Source organism: Leuconostoc mesenteroides subsp. mesenteroides ATCC 8293, assembly GCF_000014445.1.
GTDB lineage: Bacteria > Bacillota > Bacilli > Lactobacillales > Lactobacillaceae > Leuconostoc > Leuconostoc mesenteroides.
In genome coordinates, this window is record NC_008531.1 from 1,303,724 (window position 1) to 1,322,988 (window position 19,265).

General features: G+C 37.0%; 18 protein-coding genes, 2 tRNA genes, 1 pseudogene and 1 other annotated feature. Of the genes and pseudogenes, 9 read left to right on the plus strand and 12 right to left on the minus strand.

Annotated features, from left to right (window positions below; translation table 11 throughout):
* Positions 1-145: 145 nt before the first annotated feature.
* Together LEUM_RS06420 and LEUM_RS06425 are read right to left on the minus strand one after the other, a co-directional pair.
* Entirely contained in the window at positions 146-1,153 is a 1,008-nt protein-coding gene (locus LEUM_RS06420) for an aldo/keto reductase (RefSeq protein ID WP_011680025.1), read from the minus strand.
* On the minus strand, positions 1,146-4,256 hold the full coding sequence (locus LEUM_RS06425; protein ID WP_011680026.1) for a beta-galactosidase: 3,111 nt from the start codon (positions 4,254-4,256) through the stop codon (positions 1,146-1,148). Before LEUM_RS06425 ends, LEUM_RS06420 begins: the two co-directional genes overlap by 8 nt.
* 223 nt (positions 4,257-4,479) lie before the next feature.
* Between LEUM_RS06425 and LEUM_RS06430 the strand changes: the two genes are divergently transcribed.
* On the plus strand, positions 4,480-5,835 hold the full coding sequence (locus LEUM_RS06430) for a threonine/serine exporter family protein (RefSeq protein ID WP_011680027.1): 1,356 nt from the start codon (positions 4,480-4,482) through the stop codon (positions 5,833-5,835).
* 59 nt (positions 5,836-5,894) lie between these two features.
* Here LEUM_RS06430 and LEUM_RS06435 read toward each other — a convergent pair whose 3' ends face one another.
* Entirely contained in the window at positions 5,895-6,839 is a 945-nt protein-coding gene (locus tag LEUM_RS06435; protein WP_011680028.1) for an NAD(P)-dependent oxidoreductase, read from the minus strand.
* A 218-nt stretch (positions 6,840-7,057) separates the two neighbouring features.
* On the opposite strand from LEUM_RS06435, the gene LEUM_RS06440 reads away from it, so the two are divergent.
* The gene (locus tag LEUM_RS06440) at positions 7,058-8,101 is read left to right on the plus strand and encodes a branched-chain amino acid aminotransferase (protein WP_011680029.1); all 1,044 of its coding nucleotides are present in this window, start codon (positions 7,058-7,060) and stop codon (positions 8,099-8,101) included.
* Between the two features lie 119 nt (positions 8,102-8,220).
* Positions 8,221-8,292, plus strand: a tRNA-Glu gene (locus tag LEUM_RS06445).
* An 81-nt stretch (positions 8,293-8,373) separates the two neighbouring features.
* On the opposite strand, the gene LEUM_RS06450 is transcribed toward LEUM_RS06445, so the two are convergent.
* The 7 genes from LEUM_RS06450 to LEUM_RS06480 form a co-directional block, all read right to left on the minus strand.
* A complete protein-coding gene (locus LEUM_RS06450; RefSeq protein ID WP_011680030.1) occupies positions 8,374-8,871 on the minus strand; it encodes a YutD family protein in 498 nt (165 codons plus the stop codon).
* Positions 8,871-10,214 (minus strand): bifunctional metallophosphatase/5'-nucleotidase, encoded by a 1,344-nt coding sequence (locus LEUM_RS06455; protein WP_011680031.1) that lies wholly within the window; start codon positions 10,212-10,214, stop codon positions 8,871-8,873. The genes LEUM_RS06450 and LEUM_RS06455 overlap by 1 nt, the downstream gene beginning before the upstream one ends.
* A gap of 84 nt (positions 10,215-10,298) precedes the next feature.
* Positions 10,299-10,745 carry a hypothetical protein gene (locus LEUM_RS06460; protein ID WP_011680032.1) on the minus strand — a complete coding sequence of 149 codons (447 nt, stop codon included), beginning with the start codon at positions 10,743-10,745 and terminating at the stop codon, positions 10,299-10,301.
* A 1-nt stretch (position 10,746) separates the two neighbouring features.
* Positions 10,747-11,841 (minus strand): aminopeptidase P family protein, encoded by a 1,095-nt coding sequence (locus LEUM_RS06465; RefSeq protein WP_011680033.1) that lies wholly within the window; start codon positions 11,839-11,841, stop codon positions 10,747-10,749.
* 116 nt (positions 11,842-11,957) lie between these two features.
* Positions 11,958-12,275, minus strand: a complete 318-nt coding sequence (rpmA, locus tag LEUM_RS06470) for a 50S ribosomal protein L27 (RefSeq protein WP_002814840.1) — start codon at positions 12,273-12,275, stop codon at positions 11,958-11,960.
* Positions 12,276-12,302: 27 nt separating this feature from the next.
* Complete coding sequence (rplU, locus tag LEUM_RS06475; RefSeq protein WP_002814842.1) at positions 12,303-12,602, minus strand: 50S ribosomal protein L21; 300 nt, start codon at positions 12,600-12,602, stop codon at positions 12,303-12,305.
* Positions 12,603-12,613: 11 nt separating this feature from the next.
* Positions 12,614-12,697 (minus strand) — a sequence feature (ribosomal protein L21 leader region).
* Positions 12,698-12,786: 89 nt separating this feature from the next.
* A complete protein-coding gene (locus tag LEUM_RS06480) occupies positions 12,787-13,368 on the minus strand; it encodes a TetR/AcrR family transcriptional regulator (protein ID WP_011680034.1) in 582 nt (193 codons plus the stop codon).
* Between the two features lie 536 nt (positions 13,369-13,904).
* Between LEUM_RS06480 and LEUM_RS06485 the strand changes: the two genes are divergently transcribed.
* Both LEUM_RS06485 and LEUM_RS06490 read left to right on the plus strand, forming a co-directional pair.
* The gene (locus LEUM_RS06485) at positions 13,905-14,165 is read left to right on the plus strand and encodes a SemiSWEET family transporter (protein ID WP_010285162.1); all 261 of its coding nucleotides are present in this window, start codon (positions 13,905-13,907) and stop codon (positions 14,163-14,165) included.
* Positions 14,166-14,682: 517 nt separating this feature from the next.
* Positions 14,683-14,895, plus strand: coding sequence for a hypothetical protein (locus tag LEUM_RS06490; RefSeq protein WP_011680036.1), 213 nt, complete (start codon positions 14,683-14,685; stop codon positions 14,893-14,895).
* Between the two features lie 319 nt (positions 14,896-15,214).
* Here the strand turns inward: LEUM_RS06490 and LEUM_RS06495 are convergent.
* A pseudogene (locus LEUM_RS06495) lies at positions 15,215-15,400 on the minus strand (SemiSWEET family transporter); the annotation flags it as partial.
* Positions 15,401-15,922: 522 nt separating this feature from the next.
* A tRNA-Arg gene (locus tag LEUM_RS06500) sits at positions 15,923-15,996 on the minus strand.
* A 100-nt stretch (positions 15,997-16,096) separates the two neighbouring features.
* Here LEUM_RS06500 and LEUM_RS06505 point away from each other — a divergent pair.
* The 4 genes from LEUM_RS06505 (at position 16,097) to LEUM_RS06520 (ending at position 19,227) form a co-directional block, all read left to right on the plus strand.
* Positions 16,097-16,615: a hypothetical protein gene (locus LEUM_RS06505; protein ID WP_011680038.1), complete on the plus strand. Its 519-nt coding sequence runs from the start codon at positions 16,097-16,099 to the stop codon at positions 16,613-16,615.
* Between the two features lie 178 nt (positions 16,616-16,793).
* Entirely contained in the window at positions 16,794-17,327 is a 534-nt protein-coding gene (locus LEUM_RS06510) for a GNAT family N-acetyltransferase (protein WP_011680039.1), read from the plus strand.
* Positions 17,328-17,421: 94 nt separating this feature from the next.
* Positions 17,422-18,312 (plus strand): EamA family transporter RarD, encoded by an 891-nt coding sequence (gene rarD, locus LEUM_RS06515; RefSeq protein ID WP_011680040.1) that lies wholly within the window; start codon positions 17,422-17,424, stop codon positions 18,310-18,312.
* Between the two features lie 195 nt (positions 18,313-18,507).
* Entirely contained in the window at positions 18,508-19,227 is a 720-nt protein-coding gene (locus LEUM_RS06520) for a hypothetical protein (RefSeq protein WP_011680041.1), read from the plus strand.
* Positions 19,228-19,265: the final 38 nt, after the last annotated feature.

Consider the following 19,265-nt stretch of genomic DNA (forward strand, 5'->3'; position numbering starts at 1 on the left):
TATGTAAGCGTTTACAAATAAAGTGTAATTTGTATCCTTTTTTCGTTGTTTTGTGATATTTATTGAAAAATAAAAACCCGTCGCCGGCGAGACGTTGGGTTCTGTCTTTTAAATAAATTGGGATAATCCAGAATGAAAGAAACTATTACGCTTGATTGGCTGCATATTCGCTCAATGCGCGATCAATTTCAAGCAACTCCTCTGGTGAAAATGATAGATTGTCCAAAGCTTTGACATTTTCTATGACCTGTTTGGGATTACTAGCACCAATCAAAACACTAGCCAACTCAGGAATTCGTAAATTCCAAGCAAGTGCCATTTGTGGTAGCGTTTGACCTCTCCTTTGTGCAATTTGATTCAACTTTTGCACCGTATTAATTGTTGGTTCAACTTTTTCTGTTGTCAAAAAGGGGATTGTTACTTTGTTCGCACGTGAATTATTTGGAATACCTTTCAAGTATTTATCTGACAACAATCCTTGCGCTAAGGAGCTAAATCCAACCGCACCTTTTTTATTTTCTCCTAATGTCGTAAACAAACCTCGCTCAGCTTTACGATCAAACATATTATAACGTGGTTGATGAATGATGAATGGCGTCTTTAATTCTTTAAAAATATCGATAATCTCTTGTGTTTCTTGACTTGAATATTTAGAAATACCAATATAAAGCGCCTTCCCTTGACGAACCAATTGGTCTAAAGCTTGTGCGGTTTCTGCAACTGGCGTCATCGGATCAGGACGGTGACTATAAAAAATATCAAAATAGTCTAAACCAGTGCGTCTTAAACTTTGATCTGCACTGGCAATGATGCTTTTTCGAGAATTCCAATTACCATAAGGACCTGGCCACATTTCGTGACCAGCCTTGCTTGCAATAACCATTTCATCTCGATAAGGTTTCATATCCGTAGCCATAATCTTGCCGAAATTTTCTTCAGCACTTCCTGGTATAGGACCATAATTATTGGCTAAATCAAAATATGTGATACCTAAATCAAAAGCTTGGTGAATAATTCCCTTTTGGTTTTCGTAGGGATCCACACTACCAAAATTATTCCAAAGGCCCAAACTAATAGCTGAAATCTGTAATCCACTGTTGCCAATTCTGTTATATATCATTTTCTCGTAACGATTTTTATTAGCGCTATACATTTGCTTCTCCTTCTGCATTTGACCACGAAAAACTATAATGATAATGATCGTTTGATAATAAAAACTCTGGCGACACGCTTGGAGACCAAGAATCATCGCCACCAACACCCATATGATAGCCATCAATGTTCAACCAAACACCCTCTTCAGGTTTTAATAGGTGTTGATGCGTGACTGCTGACAATTGTGCTTGACTAAATTGACTCAAATTAAATGAAAAACGTTGTTCGAGTGCCCGAATGACATGATGATCAAATTTAAGATACGCCACTTCAGTACGCAAGCCATTTTCACTAGGAAAAACATACGGTGTATAAAGTTCCTTCAAGGAAGCATCCCATTTGCCACGAATAGCCGCTGAACGCCTATCTGGATAGTTTTCCATTGGTCCCAATCCACTATAAGTCACTGCGTCAGTCGTTGCGTTAATTTGAACACTCAATCCAATACGTGCTGGCTGTGGATCGGCAACTTGCCGCCAAACATCCACATACACTTTTAAATCACCAACATGATTTATTCGATATTCTTTACTAGATATAAACATGATATGTTGATCAATCGGTGATAAAAATTGATGTTGTGTCGTGATTCGTACCTCATCTTTTAATGCTGTCCAATTGAATTGCACAAGCTTTTCATTCAAGTGATTGAACCCTGTTGCTTGCCATCTTTCAAACCAAGCATTTGGATCAATATTTGTTACCTCACTCACTCCAATATCATTATCCAAAGCTGCTCTACTAAATTGATCTTTCAATGGAGTCAGTACTTTTTCCTGCCCATTCTTTATCCAATTAGATAACCAACCTGTACGCTTATTAAACTGCCAGATAGCATCATCTAAAGAAATGGACAAGGAGTCTGTCGCATCATTTATAAGGAAATCTTCATAATCATCAGATGATCGTACGTCACTAATCATTATCGGTTTATTTCTCAAAATAAATTGCTTGTAAGCCAGTAATGTACCAGACCGGATAAGGCCATCAGTGCTATCTTGAACAATCTGGCAGTTCATATAAACATCTTCATTGCTGTTATCGGAGAAATTCAAACTGACTCTCTCTTCAGTTTGGGGTGCCAAATTGAGTTTGATTTTTTTAGTCTCAATCACCTGATCATTTGACAAAATTTGATAAATTAAGGTTGCATCATTGACTGTTTTGAATAAATGCTTATTTGATACCGTCATATAGTTAACTTTTCCAGTTGGATCTTTTTCCAGTTGGAAAGCGAAATATTGTTGACAGTATTTTGCCTCCAGCAAGGCTGGTTTTGGAGTGCGATCGGGAAATAGTAACCCATCCAAGCTAAATTGGCGATCATTAGGATAATCACCAAAATCACCACCATAAGCATAATATGATTGGCCTTCGTTATTTTTTGTGAGCAGGCCCTGATCTACCCAATCCCAAATGAAGCCACCCTGAAGTCTTGGATATTTTTCAAAAGCCTCCCAATATTTATTAAATCCACCTAAACTATTCCCCATGCTATGCGCATATTCACACAATATCAGTGGTCGATTTTCTTTTGACAAGCCAATCCATTTTTTAATAGCCCATTTTGAGTTGACCTCTTCCACTTGATCTTGGTCAACACGTGCATACATCGGTGCAATAATGTCCGTTGCCGGTGTATCAGCACCACCACCCTCATACTGAATTGGACGAGAGGGGTCGGTATTTTTAATCCATTGATACATTGCATCATGATTATGTCCATAGCCAGACTCATTCCCCAACGACCAAATAATAATTGATGGATGATTATAGTCTCTCTGAACCATTCGTGTCACTCGCTCCATCATCAAGGGTAAGTATTTAGGGTCATTTGTAAGGTAATTCATTGGCTTGACACCATGTGTCTCGATATTTGCCTCATCTACTAAATATAATCCATATTGATCACACAGCTCGTACCATCGTGAAGCGTTGGGATAATGAGAAAGCCTTACTGCATTAAAATTATGCTCCTTCATCATACGGATATCATCAATCATTGTTTTTTCATCAACATAGTATCCTGTTTTTGAATTAAATTCATGCTTATTGACACCACGAATTAATAACGGTTGATTATTTAAAGTCAGTAAACCATCTTTAATTTGAACCTTCCTTATACCAACTTTCTTATTTTCAATTTGATAGTTTTCTTCCCCATCGTGCAAAGAAACTTTTATATCATATAAATTTGGTACTTCAGCTGACCATAATGCCGGATTTTTTACTGGTAATTCTAAACTAACTTGACCATCATTAGTACCACGTTCGTCGATTACTCGATTACCAAATTGTTCTGTTGCTTTGAACAAGCTCATACCATGGTAAAATAATTCAGCAGTCACACTCAAGTTATCCGCCGAATTTCCAACTAATTGTGCCCTAACCTCAACAGTTGCGTCATCAAGATCTTCATCCAGTTTTGTCTCAATTGCTAAATCCTGAAATCTTGTTTTTGGAACACGAATAAGATCAACATCACGGAAAATTCCCGACATTCGCCACATATCTTGATCTTCAAAATAGCTCCCCTTGCTCCACTTCAACACCAAAACCGCGATACGATTTTCACCAGCTCGCAATTCTTCAGTGATGTCAAATTCTGCTGGTAAGCGACTGTCTTCCGAATAGCCGACCCATTCTCCGTTAACCCAAAGATAAAATGCAGACCCAACACCATTAAAGACAACATGCGATTCTGTGTTATCTGCTAACCATTTATTATCAAGAAAGACCTTTTTGGAATAAGCGCCAACCGGATTCTCAGTCGGCACATACGGTGGATTTACTGGAAATGGGTAAGTAACGTTTGTATAAACAGGAACATCATAGTCCCCCTGTAACTGCCAATTACTAGGAACATGAATAATTTTTGACGTAGGCAAGTCTTTTTTTCGCCATTCTTCGTCAATGTCTGATAGATTTTCAAAATAACTAAACTGCCAAGGTCCATTGAGGCTTTTTCGTGGTTGTTTAATTTCTCGTTTGTTTCGTTCATTAGCGTAGCTCATACTCGTGTGTAGTGGTAATCGATTCCAATTCGTTACCACTGGATTTTCCCAATCATGGCGTGCTAATATTTGTTTTATACTTGTCATATTTAATCCTCGAGAATTCTTCTGCCAAATTATACACACATCTTATCATCGATGTTCAGAAATGTAAACGCTTACCTATCGGAGTTCATCTACTTTTGGGACGCAAAGAACTTGTTAACCCTTTATTCATCACTATTGAATAGCTTGAATACGACAGCAACTGCAACTATAATGAAGGAATTAGGAGTGTTGTATTAATTTCATTGATTCATTGGAGGAAATAATGGACAAGAATAGTAATCCACACGTGTTAAAAAAAATACCTTTGTCTTTACGCCATCATATGACGATTCCTTGGGCCACTTTTATTAAAAGCGAAAATATTCCAGCTAAAAATGCTAGTCTCCAGGAACGCGCCTCAATTGTTGGTCGAATTGGTATTCTCATGTTGTCTTGCGGTACTGGCGCATGGCGAGTGCGAGATGCAATGAATAAGGTTGCTAGAAAACTAGACCTCACATGCTCTGCCGATATTGGATTAATTTCATTGGAATATACTTGTTTTAGCAATAATCAAAGTTATTCTCAAGTATTATCGCTGCCAAATACAGGTGTAAATACCGACAAGCTAAATATTTTAGAGCATTTCGTTAACAATATCCAAGATGATTTTTCATCTTTAACTATTGGTCAAATTCATCATACGATTAACGACATTCAAAATCGACCAAAGCAATATACGCCGATCATCTCTGGCCTTGCTGCTGCTCTAGCATGTAGTGCGTTCATTTTTTTACTTGGCGGCGGTATTCCAGAGATGATCTGTTCATTTATTGGTGCTGGGATTGGAAACTATGTCCGTTCAATTTTAGGTAAACATGCTATAACCACCATTGTGGGCGTCGCTATCAGTGTTGCCACAGCATGCATCACCTATATGTTTGCATTTAGAATATTCGAATTTTATTTCCATATTTTAGCTCAGCATGAAGCCGGATATATTGGGGCTATGCTCTTCGTTATTCCTGGTTTTCCTTTTATTACTAGCATGTTAGATATCTCGAAATTAGACATGCGCTCTGGTTTGGAAAGACTAGCTTATGCCATAATGATCACGCTAATTGCCACATTAGTGGGTTGGTTAGTCGCTTCGCTGGTTCATTTTAGACCAGCAAATTTTTTGCCACTTGGCTTATCGTCAGTCACACTGATGTTACTTCGTATCCCAGCCAGTTTTTGCGGCGTATTTGGTTTCTCAATCATGTTTAACAGCTCGAAAAAAATGGCTGCTGTGGCTGGATGCATTGGTGCAATTGCCAACACTCTGCGACTAGAACTAGTCGATTTAACTACTATTCCTCCCGCAGCGGCGGCATTTTTTGCCGCTTTGGTTGCAGGATTAATCGCATCGATGGTCAATCGTTACAATGGTTATCCAAGAATTTCCTTAACTGTTCCTTCCATCGTCATTATGGTGCCTGGTTTGTATATCTATCGTGCAGTATATAGTATTGGTAATAACCAAATCGGTATTGGCGCGCTATGGATGACCAAGGCTGCTTTAATTATCATGTTCTTACCACTGGGGTTGTTTGTGGCACGTGCCATACTAGATAAAGACTGGCGGCATTTTGATTAATATAAACAAAAAAGCAGTAATACTCTAAATTAGAGTATTACTGCTTTTTTAAAAGAATATCAATATCCTTTATTTAGATCAACAACATTTTGAACGAACGTACCATCAGCCATAAATGAAGGAACATTTTTTTCAAACAAACGAAATAATCCACCAACACGACCAGCACTTTCTTGTTCACCCCAACTTGTATGTTGTGTCAATAAGATTTGTGGCCGCTCAAATAATGGATGATTCATTGGTAATGGTTCAGGTGTTGTGACGTCTAATGCAGCATATTTGACACGAGAATCATCAATTGCTGAAAGTAGGTCGTCCTGATTCAAAGTTGTGCCACGCCCAATATTGATAAACAAAAACAATTGATTAAACTGTTGGAAAAAATGCTCATCAAAAAAGTTTTCGGTTTCTTTTGTCCCTGGTAACCCGTCAACAACAACTTGCGATTTAGCTAGTGCTTCTTGATAGTCAGAAATCGCATAAGTTGCATCGAATCCTTCAACTGGACGACCTGTAGTATTTACACCAAAAACTACACCGCCCAATGATTTTACAGCGTGAGCAATTTGCTGTCCAATTCGACCAGTACCAAACACCAAAACTGGTAATTCACTCATCAAATACTGATCTGTAAAAGGCTCCCAATGTTTTCGTGTAGAATAAACATTTAAGCCACGAGCAAAGTGGAGAATATAGCCCAAAACAGTTTGAGCTATAGGTACCGCTTTTAACCCACTCGCATTTGTCACAGTAATTTGACGCTCCTGTAGTGTTTTCAAGGGTAAGTAGTCAACACCAGCCGATTGCGCCTGAATCCACTTTAATTTTGATTCTGGGTTAGCAAGGATTTTATGCCCAATTTCTGTATCCCAAGCATAACTTATCAATACCTCAGGTAATTGCTCATCGGTAATCGTGTCCGGTGTCACAACGCTAATATCATATTGTGCAAGAAATTCACGATTTTCTTGCGTTATTGCTTTCACTGCCAGTAATAATGCCATTTTAATTCATCTCCAATAATACTTGATTTATCACTGATATGATAAATAATTTTAGTGATGTTGTGCAATGACCCAATTCATAGGCTTCAGCACTACCTTTAATTATACGAGATTTCTAAATAATTAACATTAAAAAGATTCATCGTTAGCTATTGCACAATTCCCTTCTAAGCGTTATAGTAGTTTTATCATATTTTTCTAAGAAAGAAGGACGTATTATGTCAGAACAACGAAAGGCTAAAGCTGAAGATTTTGATTGGGACAACTTGGGATTTGAATACCATGACCTTCCTTATCGTTTTCGTGCCTATTATAAAGATGGTAAGTGGAGCGAAGGTGGTCTCGAAACAGACTCAAACATTCCAGTCAATGAGGCAGCAACCGGACTTCATTATGGTCAAACAATTTTCGAGGGGTTGAAAGTTTATCGCCGTAAGGATGGCGGTGCAAACATTTTCCGTCCTGACCGTAATGCAAAGCGTCTACAAAATTCAGCCGCTCGTTTGATGATGGCTCCCGTCCCCGAAGAACTTTTTGTGCGTGCTTTAAAAGAAGTTACGAAGGCAAACCAAGATTTCATCCCACCTTACGGAACTGGCGCAACACTTTATCTACGTCCCTTTGAATTTGGTGGTGGCCCAGTTGTCGGCGTGCATCCAGCAGATAACTATGTCTTTGAAGTATACGCAACTCCTGTTGGTGCTTACTACAAAGGTGGATTAACACCAACAGCCTACGTTACTAATCATTATGATCGTGCTGCTCACGGTGGTACTGGTGCAGCCAAGGCTGGTGGTAACTATGGTGCCTCAATGCTTGCTGGTGATGAAGCCCATGCTGCTGGTTATTCTGATGTTGTTTACTTGGATCCTCGTTTGCATGAAAATATTGAAGAGTTGGGATCAGCCAACTTCTTCGGTATCACAAAGGATGGTCGCTTCTTAACACCAAAGTCACCTTCAATCTTGCCATCTGTAACCAAATATTCATTGCTTCAAGTAGCTGAAGAACTTGGCCTAAAAGCTGAAGAAACAACTATTTCAATCAATGATCTTGATCAGTTTGCTGAAGCTGGTGCAATGGGAACTGCTGCTGTAATTTCTCCTGTAGGTTCAATTACACATAACGGTAACAAGCACGTATTCTATTCTGAAACAGAAGTTGGTCCTTGGACACAAAAGCTTTACGATCGTTTGACAGCCATCCAATATGGTGACCAAGAAGGTCCCGAAGGCTGGGCAGTTGACGTACCACTTGATTAATATACTAAAAAACGTCTTAGTGACGTTTTTTATTTTGTACTTAAAAAGTATTGACAGCGCTGCAGATTCTTGTTATTCTATTATAGTTGTTTGATTCAAGCAAATAACAAATTGATCATGGCTCGTTGGTCAAGTGGTTAAGACGCCGCCCTTTCACGGCAGAATCGAGAGTTCGATTCTCTCACGAGCTACTAATTAAGTTACAACTTTGGTTGTAGCTTTTTTTGTTTCTATATATCAATAAATCAAAAAATAAGAGCCTAAAATGGCTCTTATTTTTGCTTAATCACAAATGATTTCTTGTTTTTTTGTTTAGCTGCAGCCACTTTTGCTCTTGATTCTTTTTTATGAGTTACGGGCCGATGATGCTTACTTTTATTCTTATTTTTGGAACGCTCGTTCACCTCAGGAACACGAGGATTAATATTTTCTAGAACAAAGTATGGTGCGCCAAAATTCACATATTCATACAAATAATCCTGTAAAGATTGAATTTTATCATGATTATTCACTGCTTTATTATTATTATAAAAGCCCTTCAAGCGTAATTGTTCAGCAGAAATATCCCCTACAATATAATCATACTGAGCTAATAGCGGTGTGTATCGTATGGCTAGTTTATCTTCATCAAAGGCATCTTTAAAGTCTTCAACTATTTCTAGCGTCAAACGGTCAATTTCAACCTCATTACCCAGCTTTTTAACTTTATAAGTCCCTTTGCGTTCCTCTTGTTGTTTGAGTGTACGTTCTTTTAGTGTGTCGTGATCCATTAGTTATCCTTATATTTATTCGCATAATAATTTGCCATAAGTTCACGCAAAAGTAGATTTAATTCTATTTTTGCTGGCGCTTGCGCTACATCTGGGAAAAAAGAAATCCACTTGTAATGATCGAGTGTCGCTATTTTATACAATTTACCTTTATCGATCGTCTCTCCATTATACAAAACTTCACCATTCTTTTGTCGATCAATACCATCAAAGCGCATATAACCAAAAATTTTACCTCGAAACCCACTACCTTTCATAGGATACTGCGCTAAGTTCGTTATCTGTTCGTCAATACTGTGCAATAAGGAGAGCAGCTTTTCTCCAGATATGGTAATTAGCATTGGATTAATTGCGTGTGGCATACTTTCTAGTAGTTCATAGCGACTTAGTTTTCCTTTTGGTAACTCTTCACTAAACATCCCTGTAGAAATCATTGACACTGGCACATTATAATACTGCTTCAAAGCACGTAAGCCATCATAAACTTGTTCATCTGATGTTATCTCACGAGGCAATGTGCACACGTACTGTTGTTCGAGTAATTCTCGCCCTTTAGCAATCCAACCCCGAACTGTTTTATAATCATCATCGTTTTCTGCTAACTCATAAGTGGGTGTTGCTATCGCCGACTTATGAATAATTCGATGACCCTTGATAGTTAATGTGATATCACCGACATTTTCGCCATAGCGCCCTGCCGCTGCTAACAGAGTGCCACTAACCATTTTACCTTGCGGTAGCAGATGATGCGTATGGGCACCCATAATAACATCTACGTCATATTTCTGAGCAATATGCTCATCTGTTGGCAAACCTAAATGAGAGAGTAACAAAATAATATCTACTTGATCACGCAAAACTGGTAAGTACTTGTCTAACGTCTCATCAATAGCAATGGGATCCCAGCCAAGTGCCGGATAAGTTAGTTGGTATGGCGCTGTTAATCCTATGACACCTATTTTCGTGTTATCTTTAGTGGTCAAAATTTTATAATTTTTAGCCCACTTAGGTTGTGTATCATGAGGCATTTCCTTCAAATTAGCCAATAATACATCAAAGTTAGCATTATCATATAAATGATTCATGGTGTCATGTGAGAAAACAAGCCCCTCGTTGTTTCCAATAGTCACACCATCATAATGTACATCATTCATTAACGAAACATTGCTCAACCCCTGAGTTGCTTCAGTCAATGGATGTAACCTGTCGATTGCATCCCCAATATCAAATGTAAAGCTCTCATCATACTTAGCCTGACCTGCTAATAAATAGCGTGATATGCGCGGCCAATTTTCGAAATGCGAATGAATGTCATTTGTATGTAATAAGTGAATTGTCCCCATTGGTTTCCTCTCTAGCCGATTACGAAATGATTTATATTTTAATTTTACACCTATCTACGTAAAAAGACGTCAACCGACGTCTTTTTATTGTCCAAAACGATACAAAAAATGACTAAAATCGTCCAAATTTGCAGGAAAAGCATTTAATCCCCAAATTAATTGCTCTTTTTCCCCTGGTACTTTGAAACGAACGCCCCATTCATCATTTTTACTAGGATCATCATAAGATGGGCCACGGTATTCACTCATCCAAGTCGTAATATAGGCCATTGCCTCCTCTGAAAAATGATCCCAAACTTTTGTCATATCAACCCAATCCTCACGATAACGCCAATTAAAAGGCTCCCCTTTGTCATTTAAATGTGGATTATAAAACATAAAGTCCTTATCTAAAATATCTTTTGCTTCCTGCGCCTTGAGATCACTCTGCCAGAAAGCATGCCCTTCTTGACGTTTTACGTATATGTAATCAAAGCCCGTAACCAAATTACCTCGATAAAATACTAAAAAGTCTAATCGTTCTTGTGCCATTCTATTCCTCAATAACTATTAAATCTTTAGGCAACGCCGCTGTCAAATTTTCAAAACCATCTGTCGTAACAATAACGTCATCCTCAATACGGACGCCACCCTGATTAGCTAGATAAATTCCTGGTTCAATTGTTAGCAAATGCCCAACTTGCATTTCATCACTAGAACGTGGGCTAATTGCTGGACCTTCATGAATGTCCAGACCAACGCCATGACCACCACCATGATTAAATTGCTGACCATAGCCATGTTCTGTAATATAATCACGTGCCACTTTATCAATTTCGCTACCCGATATTCCTGGTTTAACAACATCAATAGCATTTTGATTAGCCTGTTTAACAATTTCATAAATAGTCTTCAGTTCATCACTAACATTGCCCACAGCAATTGTTCGTGTTACATCCGAAGTATAGCCATCAACATAATACCCAAAATCGATGGTCACTAACTCACCATTTTCAATCACTTTGTCAGTTGCTTCACCGTGTGGTAATGCTGATCGATATCCAGAGGCAACAATTGTATCAAATGATGCTTTTTGTGCACCATATATTTTTTGTAGTCTGTCCAATTCATTAGCAACTTCACGCTCTGTCTTACCCGGTTTTATAAAGGGTAGCAAGTCCTTAAATGATTTCACTGAAGCGTTAGCCGCCTTACGTAAAGCTTCTAATTCTTGTACGTCTTTGACTTCGCGTAACACTTCAATAGCTTTTGGCAATGCATCAAAATCAATATCTGCTGGCAATAATTCATCCAAGTAATCATAAATGTCATAAGGTAAGCTTGCTTCGAAAGCCAACTTCTTGATACCAAATTCTTGCGCTGTTTCTACGGCAACACCGAAATAATCACGTGTGACTTTAAAATCAACACCCTCAGGTAATCTATTTTTGTAGTCTTCTTCGTAACGAGCATCTGTAATTAAGCGAGCATTCTTCTTGCCAACAACTACAATACCATCACCTGTGCCACCTTCAAATCCAGTTAAATATTTTGTATTAAAACCTTGATAAACAATCATACCGTCCAAGTTAAGCTTGGCCAGTAGCTTCTGCAATTTAGCAATACGCGCCTCATAGTACTTTGACATAAAAATCCTCTTTCCTATAACTGATTTAATTATAACATCTGCAACGTTAATCATTTGTAAGTAAAAAGACTAACATATTATCTGCATAATACGTTAGCCTTTTCAATAATTATTACTTACTTTGCAGCAGCAACAATTTCATTGTATTGTTCACGTGTGTAAACAGATACTTGACGCTTTTCGCGACCTTTACGTTCAAACTTAACAACACCGTCTGTCAAAGCAAACAATGTGTCATCGCCACCCTTTTTAACGTTTACGCCTGGATAAATATGCGTACCACGTTGGCGGTAAATGATTGAACCAGCAGTTAAGTCTTGTCCGTCAGCAACCTTAGTTCCTAGACGACGACCAGCTGAGTCACGACCGTTGGCTGAAGATCCGCCACCTTTGTGGTGCGCGAACATCTGCAAGTTTTCTTGATTCATCAACATAAGTCTATTCTCCTTTACAAGTAATGATTACGCGATTGAATCAATCTTCACGCGTGTATATGGTTGGCGGTGGCCTTGCTTAGTATGTGAATGCTTCTTGGCACGGTACTTGAAAGTAATAACTTTCTTTTGCTTGCCTTGCTTTTCCACAGTACCTTCGACCTTTGCACCTTCAACAAAAGGTGTACCAATCTTTGAATCAGTTAATACAACTTGGTCAAAAGTAACCTTTTCACCTGCTTCTGCATCTAACTTTTCGACGAAGATTGTGTCGCCTTCAGCGACTTTATATTGTTTGCCGCCAGTTACAATAATTGCGTATGCCATTATTGGTTTCTCCTTATACTTAGACTCACCATCACAGGCGGTCGGGCCCTTGTCCCGAGCATGCTTTGACCTGTTCTGAGTGGTTGTAGCTATGCTAACAACCGTTTAATTATAACAAAAATAGATCATCGAGTCAATGATTTTCAAAAGAGCTTCAAATAATCCAGAATGACTCAGATGACTATCATATCAGTTCATTACCATTGCTAAAGTCGAATAGGTTCAATCCGTTGCTGGCAACCGTGTTGGTATTGATTCGCCATAGCTCTGTAAATTCTTTAAACAAGTCAGATTGCGAAATGTTCATATTATCCGCTAACCACTTAGCCATGATGGCCCAAAAGCCAGCATTGATAACTTCCCATTGATATTGTTGCGCCCGTCGTTCTTCGTCGTTTAATTCCCTGGTACGGGTTGCCATTTGGGTACGCAGCCTACTATATAGTGCATCACTAAATGGTTTGTCAATATCATGGTTCAAAACAGCATTATAAAAAGCCGCTTGTTTACTAACCGTATTGATCATGTCGGTTATTTTAAAAGTTTGTTGCGTATGTTCCAGTAGGTCATTAATCAAGGAATCATTAATCTCAGATATAAGATGTTCTTTGTTACGATAATATTTGTAGAATGTGCCGCGCGTGATATTCGCACGAGCCAATAGGGTTGTGATAGAAAAATCTGGCTGAGTTGATAGTAATAAAATTGTTTCAGCTTGAATAATGTGTTTAGTACGTACAACACGTGCATCAGTTTTATTTGACATAAATTTACTCCTGACTAAAATATTATGGTTATTCCCACTTTATTTGCTATATTCTTCAATCATCAATTTCAGTTAGTAATTATTAACCAATCAGATATTCTAATTATTCACTCTTAGTAAATCATAACATATTGAAATTAAATGAAATATTACTTTTCATGTCAGGGGCAGCGACAGCATATTCACTAATCTTTTCCAATAAAAAAGTACCCTAATCAGGCACTCGTTACATAGTTTATTATATTAAACTATTGTATTTAACAGACATGATTATCCCCATCCCCGTCTATGTATGGTGATCCCCCAATAATGAAATGAATAAGGATCTTATGAAATAAAATAGAATATAGAAAAGATCACCGTATGTTTATAATAGCACTATTTCTAAAAAAGGTACAAATTAATATGACAAATATTCTAAAATTACAACTTTTAAGGTAAAAATTGCGACCACTTTTCATCAATATGATAAAAGTTGTGATTTTATTCACTTCGTTGTATTATTAAAGCGTACAATAAAAAGGGAGAAGAATATCGTGAAAGAAACAAATTTTATAAAGTACCTAAGCTGGATTGCGACCGTCATGGCTGTGTTAATGTATGTTTCGTATATCCCTCAAATAGCAGATAATCTAGCTGGCTCTAAGGCGAATCCCTTACAACCACTGGTGGCGGCTATCAATTGTACCTTGTGGGTTATCTACGCACTAAAAAAGAATCATCGCGACATACCTGTCGCCTTAGCTAATTTTCCAGGCATAATATTTGGTCTAATTGCTTTCGTGACTGCCGTTTAACTTCTGGACAGCTTACATTGTGATTTTATAAACATTTTTAAAGGTTGTGTTCATTAAAATCAGGGAAACATTTTTTATAATGTTCCCCTGATTTTGTGTCATTTCATTTGTGCGTTTTTTGCTTTTTATAAATAACGTGATAATTAACCTAGGGGGTATTTATAAGAACTGTCACCAAAACTTTAACCCATGTTTCCTCAATGACTACGCTAAGAATGCAACTCCCGATAATAGTTGATACAAAGAAATAATCAGCTGCTTTCAGTTTTATTAGCTGTCTTAATACCAATTGCTCTCATGTCACTAGATAAATTTTGATGCTTTCAACATCATCAAAATTCCAGTAACGAAATTTCCAAGACTGGACTTATAGATGCGCAATACTTATCAGTAGTATCTTTATGCTTCAAACCAGACAAATAATCTTGCTCGGGTTCTTTAGACTTTTTCATGTTATTTAAGACCTTCTTTTCATCGTGTTAGTGCTATAATTTATCTATACATCTAGGGGGAAAGTATGGTAAATTTTATTGTTTCTTTATTACATCTTCTAATCTTTGTAAGTGCTATCGGATCGTTTGTGGTTTTGAAACCTTTATTCAAAACATTCACCAAAGCCCAAAAAATATGGGTTATCATTCTAGTAGTTGCTGTTATCATTGTATTTTTTACTAATGAAATGCCAGATATGATTAAAGGGTATAGCGACGGCTACAATGCTTATAAATAATCAAAAACCATCAACATTATTGATGGTTTTTATTTTGGTGTTGTCTTTTCATGATTAAGCACTTTTAATAGCGTTTTGTGCTAATTTTAAAATGGCATAATTTAAACTATTTTTTTCAAAAAATGGAACAAAACAGCAGCTATAAGAACCAAAATAATTGGATTAAATACACCAATCATTAACCATGATTCTACTGAAGCTTCATCACTCATATCGTCACCTTCAATGTGTTATTTACTAACATCATACCAGTAAATAATCACATATTCATAATCCTCCCAAACTAATTTTAAAACAAAAAGCACCGTAGTGCCTTATTTTAATGAATATAAATTGTAATGACAGTTACTAATCCAAAAAAGATGCCTGGAACGTTAGAAATTATGATTGGCCAATCTTTATATGTTTTACTCCAACCATACCCTGTCCAAAGAGAAGCGTTAATCATTGCAACTAAAGGCTGTAAAAAACCAACAGGATGACCCGAAAAGTTACTAAGTAGTTTTAATCCTGTGCACATTTGTGGATTATAAGTTGGTAACTTTTTATAGAATCTCTTCCACAACCCGCAATGACATCTTGTGAGAATTTAAAGATCACTACAGCAAGCACTTTTTTGACTATTTCAATATTATACTCAAAGATGAACGTAAAGCGGGTCTCGAATGTATAACAAAAAAACTCTTTAAATGAACCCTACAACATTTAAATAGTTCTTTGTAAATCACTTATTCTTAATTGTGAGCACTTCTTCAATTTCTTAAATGCTTTTATCAAAAAAAATTTTGCTGGGAATAATCTATACTTTCAAGTGAAGACTATCTATTGGGGATATCTCTTAAGCGGAAAAACGTGTTTAGAGATGTATCCACTGCGTGGTGTTTCATTAGACAAAAAGCACAAAAATCGAAAATACGATTTGTAAAAGTTTAAGAAGAAATTTAAGTTCAGTCACAAACACCTACATATAGCAACACTTAAGCAAACAAAAAACGTCTTATCAACATTCGTGATAAAACGTTGTAAATGCGCTGAGGGGGATTCGAACCCTCGACCTGCCGGGTAGAAACCGGCTGCTCTATCCAGCTGAGCTACCAGCGCGTACTATAATATAATAACATTTTATTACGTTTCATGAAAGTATTTTTTTTAATCTTAAATTGATTTATACTAACAGTAGATAACATTGGGAGAATACCACATGAGAAAAGCATTTATTGCCTTGGGTGTCGTGATTGCAGCGTTGCTCATCGCCTTTATAACTTTTAATCAACAGCCAAAGTACGCAGATGTTTCTATGCCAAAAGCTGATTATACCCATTTACAAGAATCACGCACCAATATAAAAAGATTGATTGATGATTTAAGTAAATTTAATTACAAAAAAGACAGCACAATGGCGGCAATTGAAAAAGATGCTAAAATTATTGCTAACGAAAATAGTAAAGATCTAAGTAGTTCTGACGCACAGACACTTCGTGATGCCTTATATGGGCAAAATGGTATTGTCACAATCGTTAAAGCCGCACAAACTGGTAAATACAACATTGACGCTAGTGTTGCTTCACGGTTCCATACCGGATTCGATTCAATCATTACCATGTCTGTCAACGCAATCAATAAAAGCTCTGCTCAGCGCGCAAATATTGTTACTCAAATGAAAAAAGACTTAAATATCGAAGAAGCCATATACCAAATTGGTGCCAAGCATGAAGAATAAAAAGCGATTCTAACCAATCGCTTTTTTATTTTTGCTCTTTTCACAACAAACGAACCTTATCTCAAAATAACTCCTATTCCCTTGAACAAATTGACTACATTTAACTATTTATTATCCTGCAATCTCATGTTAAAATGGTTACCTATTATTTTTTTATCCCAAAACTAGGAGTAATAATATGATGAATGTTCGCACGGTGAAGTTAGCAGACGCACCAACATTATTGAATATCTACAAACCTTACGTCGAAAGAACAACCTCTACTTTCGAGTACAATGTTCCTACTATCCAGGATTTTGAAGACCGAATCGCCAATACGCTTGAGAAATACCCTTATATCGTCATAGAAGAAGATAACACGATTTTAGGCTATGCTTACGCTCATGAGTTTAATAGTCGTGGCGCGTACAAATGGACCGTTGAAATTAGCGTATACGTCTCACAAGAAGCTCGCAGTCGCGGAATAGGTAAAATGCTCTATTCCGAAATTGAAAATATATTAAAAAAGCAAAATGTTGTTCATATTATCGCTTGCATTACTGAAGAGAATGAAACAAGTAAGAAGTTCCATGAACGAATGGGCTATGAGAATGTTGGCTTGTTTAAAAAAATAGGTTTTAAATCTGGAAAATGGCTAGATAACTTTTGGATGCAAAAAACACTCTGTCCTTCTGATCAACCGAAAGAGTTTGTGCCTTTTAGCTCATTATAATTATCCGTACTAATTCAAATACTTAACATAAACGTGATAAATCGTTTGCAACAAGTGGTATTATAATAGTTATATTTAATTCGGGAGTATAGCTATGGAAAATAAACGTCTAGGAATTATTTCAGGCCTCTCTGCATACCTTCTGTGGGGCATGCTTGGTGTGTTCTGGAAACTATTAAGTGTTGTCCCAGCAATGGATACTTTAGCCTATCGAATTGTTTGGTCGCTTGTAACCATTAGTGTGGTGTTAACCTTTCAAAAAAGTTGGAAAGAAGTCTGGCACGTCATTATTGAATTAATCCAAAATCACAAAATGGGTTTGATTATATTAAGTGCCTTCCTAATCTCAATTAACTGGTTTTTATATATCGATATGGTTACTCATGAGCAAGCCACTGAAGCGAGCCTCTCTTACTATATAATGCCACTAATGAATGTAGTTGTCGCAGTTATTTTCTTACATGAAAAACTATCAAGGTCCAAAATAGTCGCCTTAATACTTGTTATTATTGGCGTTGTCATCCTAACTATTCAAACTGGATCACTACCTTTAAATACACTACTAATGGCGGCTACATTTTGTTTCTATGGCTTGATCAAAAAACAAGTACCCTTACCAGCTACAATTTCATTAACACTGGAAACCCTCTTCGTTGCACCTATTGCTTTAGTTTATCTGTTCTTATCTCCACATGTGATGATACAAAATGGGCCTAAGATTACAATTCTATTGATTATGAGTGGTATCTTAACGGTTATCCCCTTACTCTTATTCGCTGTTGCCAATAAAAATACTGACTTTATCACGTTGAGTTTTATTCAATATCTTAATCCAACTATTCAATTGCTTATGGCCATTTTTGTTTTGCATGAAGCCTTTAACTGGCATAAGGTCATTGTGTTTGCTTTTATTTGGACTGGCATACTCGTATTTATTATTGGTAGTTTGAATAGCTATTATAAATTGAAAAAAACAGCTTCATAATAAAAAAGCATCTTTGCGAAAGTGTTCCAAACGAATCGCAAAGATGCTTTTTGATAACATTTTTTACATATTTTCTAAAAATGTTTGCTATAATGCAAAAAAGAGCTTCTTTTAATTAGAGGTGCTAGTGTTTTCTGCCTTCACGTGCTAAGCGTCCACGTTAAAAAGTTGAAGAGAATTTGGGAGAATTTGAAAATGTTAGATTATACAAACTTCAACAATAAGTTAAACAGTTGGAAACGAAAACCAATTTTTTGGATTATTCTTTTATTTATTTGGCCGTTTTTTTTACTTTGGTGGCTTGGCCTTTGGTCCATCAATGACATTAAAAAGAAGCGTAGCCATGCTCCTTGGTATAAAATAAAAGGTACTTATGGCCTAATCTTCATTGCCCTATTTCTATTGATTGAGGCATCACCAAATCATAGCAGTAGCAATAGCAATCAAACTAGCTCGGAAATAAGTAGCTCCTCTACATCTGAAAACAGCGAAGCCAGTCAATCCAAATCAATTTCAATAGCCGCAGAAACGAGCTCCCGTGCTGAGGTTGCTAGTATAGAAGCAGCTTCATCATCTCAAGCCAAAGCTAGATCTGATGCTGAAAAATCTAGTTCAGAATCTGCCGCTTTATCCTCGTCAATCTCCGCTAGTTCAGCTTCTAACAGCGAATCTATTGTTCAATCATCTCGTATTGCTGCTTCTCAAGCGCAAGCTAGTTCTGAAGCAACACAACAGGCAAATACTGATACTTCAACTGTAACCACCCAGACAGCTGATAGTAATAATATCAATTCTACTGATCGATATAAATGGGCTATACAAGATGGCTTTACCTGGGAAACTAGGAAAGGTCATTCTACTAGAATAGCACCTGGAAAAGCTTTACCTGTTGGCTATCATTGGCAAGTCCAATGATTGTACGAAGTTATTTGTTAATTCACAAAATAAAAATT

Bases quoted from the DNA above. Each gene is read 5' to 3' on its own strand.
- LEUM_RS06465 (WP_011680033.1), bottom strand. From the start codon at position 11,841: ATGTCAAAGTACTATGAGGCGCGTATTGCTAAATTGCAGAAGCTACTG.
- LEUM_RS06490 (WP_011680036.1), top strand. From the start codon at position 14,683: ATGGTAAATTTTATTGTTTCTTTATTACATCTTCTAATCTTTGTAAGT.
- LEUM_RS06460 (WP_011680032.1), bottom strand. From the start codon at position 10,745: ATGGCACAAGAACGATTAGACTTTTTAGTATTTTATCGAGGTAATTTG.
- LEUM_RS06450 (WP_011680030.1), bottom strand. From the start codon at position 8,871: ATGGATCACGACACACTAAAAGAACGTACACTCAAACAACAAGAGGAA.
- rarD (WP_011680040.1), top strand. From the start codon at position 17,422: ATGGAAAATAAACGTCTAGGAATTATTTCAGGCCTCTCTGCATACCTT.
- rpmA (WP_002814840.1), bottom strand. From the start codon at position 12,275: ATGTTGATGAATCAAGAAAACTTGCAGATGTTCGCGCACCACAAAGGT.
- LEUM_RS06425 (WP_011680026.1), bottom strand. From the start codon at position 4,256: ATGACAAGTATAAAACAAATATTAGCACGCCATGATTGGGAAAATCCA.
- LEUM_RS06440 (WP_011680029.1), top strand. From the start codon at position 7,058: ATGTCAGAACAACGAAAGGCTAAAGCTGAAGATTTTGATTGGGACAAC.
- LEUM_RS06430 (WP_011680027.1), top strand. From the start codon at position 4,480: ATGGACAAGAATAGTAATCCACACGTGTTAAAAAAAATACCTTTGTCT.
- rplU (WP_002814842.1), bottom strand. From the start codon at position 12,602: ATGGCATACGCAATTATTGTAACTGGCGGCAAACAATATAAAGTCGCT.
- LEUM_RS06505 (WP_011680038.1), top strand. From the start codon at position 16,097: ATGAGAAAAGCATTTATTGCCTTGGGTGTCGTGATTGCAGCGTTGCTC.
- LEUM_RS06480 (WP_011680034.1), bottom strand. From the start codon at position 13,368: ATGTCAAATAAAACTGATGCACGTGTTGTACGTACTAAACACATTATT.
- LEUM_RS06455 (WP_011680031.1), bottom strand. From the start codon at position 10,214: ATGGGGACAATTCACTTATTACATACAAATGACATTCATTCGCATTTC.
- LEUM_RS06435 (WP_011680028.1), bottom strand. From the start codon at position 6,839: ATGGCATTATTACTGGCAGTGAAAGCAATAACGCAAGAAAATCGTGAA.
- LEUM_RS06510 (WP_011680039.1), top strand. From the start codon at position 16,794: ATGATGAATGTTCGCACGGTGAAGTTAGCAGACGCACCAACATTATTG.
- LEUM_RS06420 (WP_011680025.1), bottom strand. From the start codon at position 1,153: ATGTATAGCGCTAATAAAAATCGTTACGAGAAAATGATATATAACAGA.
- LEUM_RS06520 (WP_011680041.1), top strand. From the start codon at position 18,508: ATGTTAGATTATACAAACTTCAACAATAAGTTAAACAGTTGGAAACGA.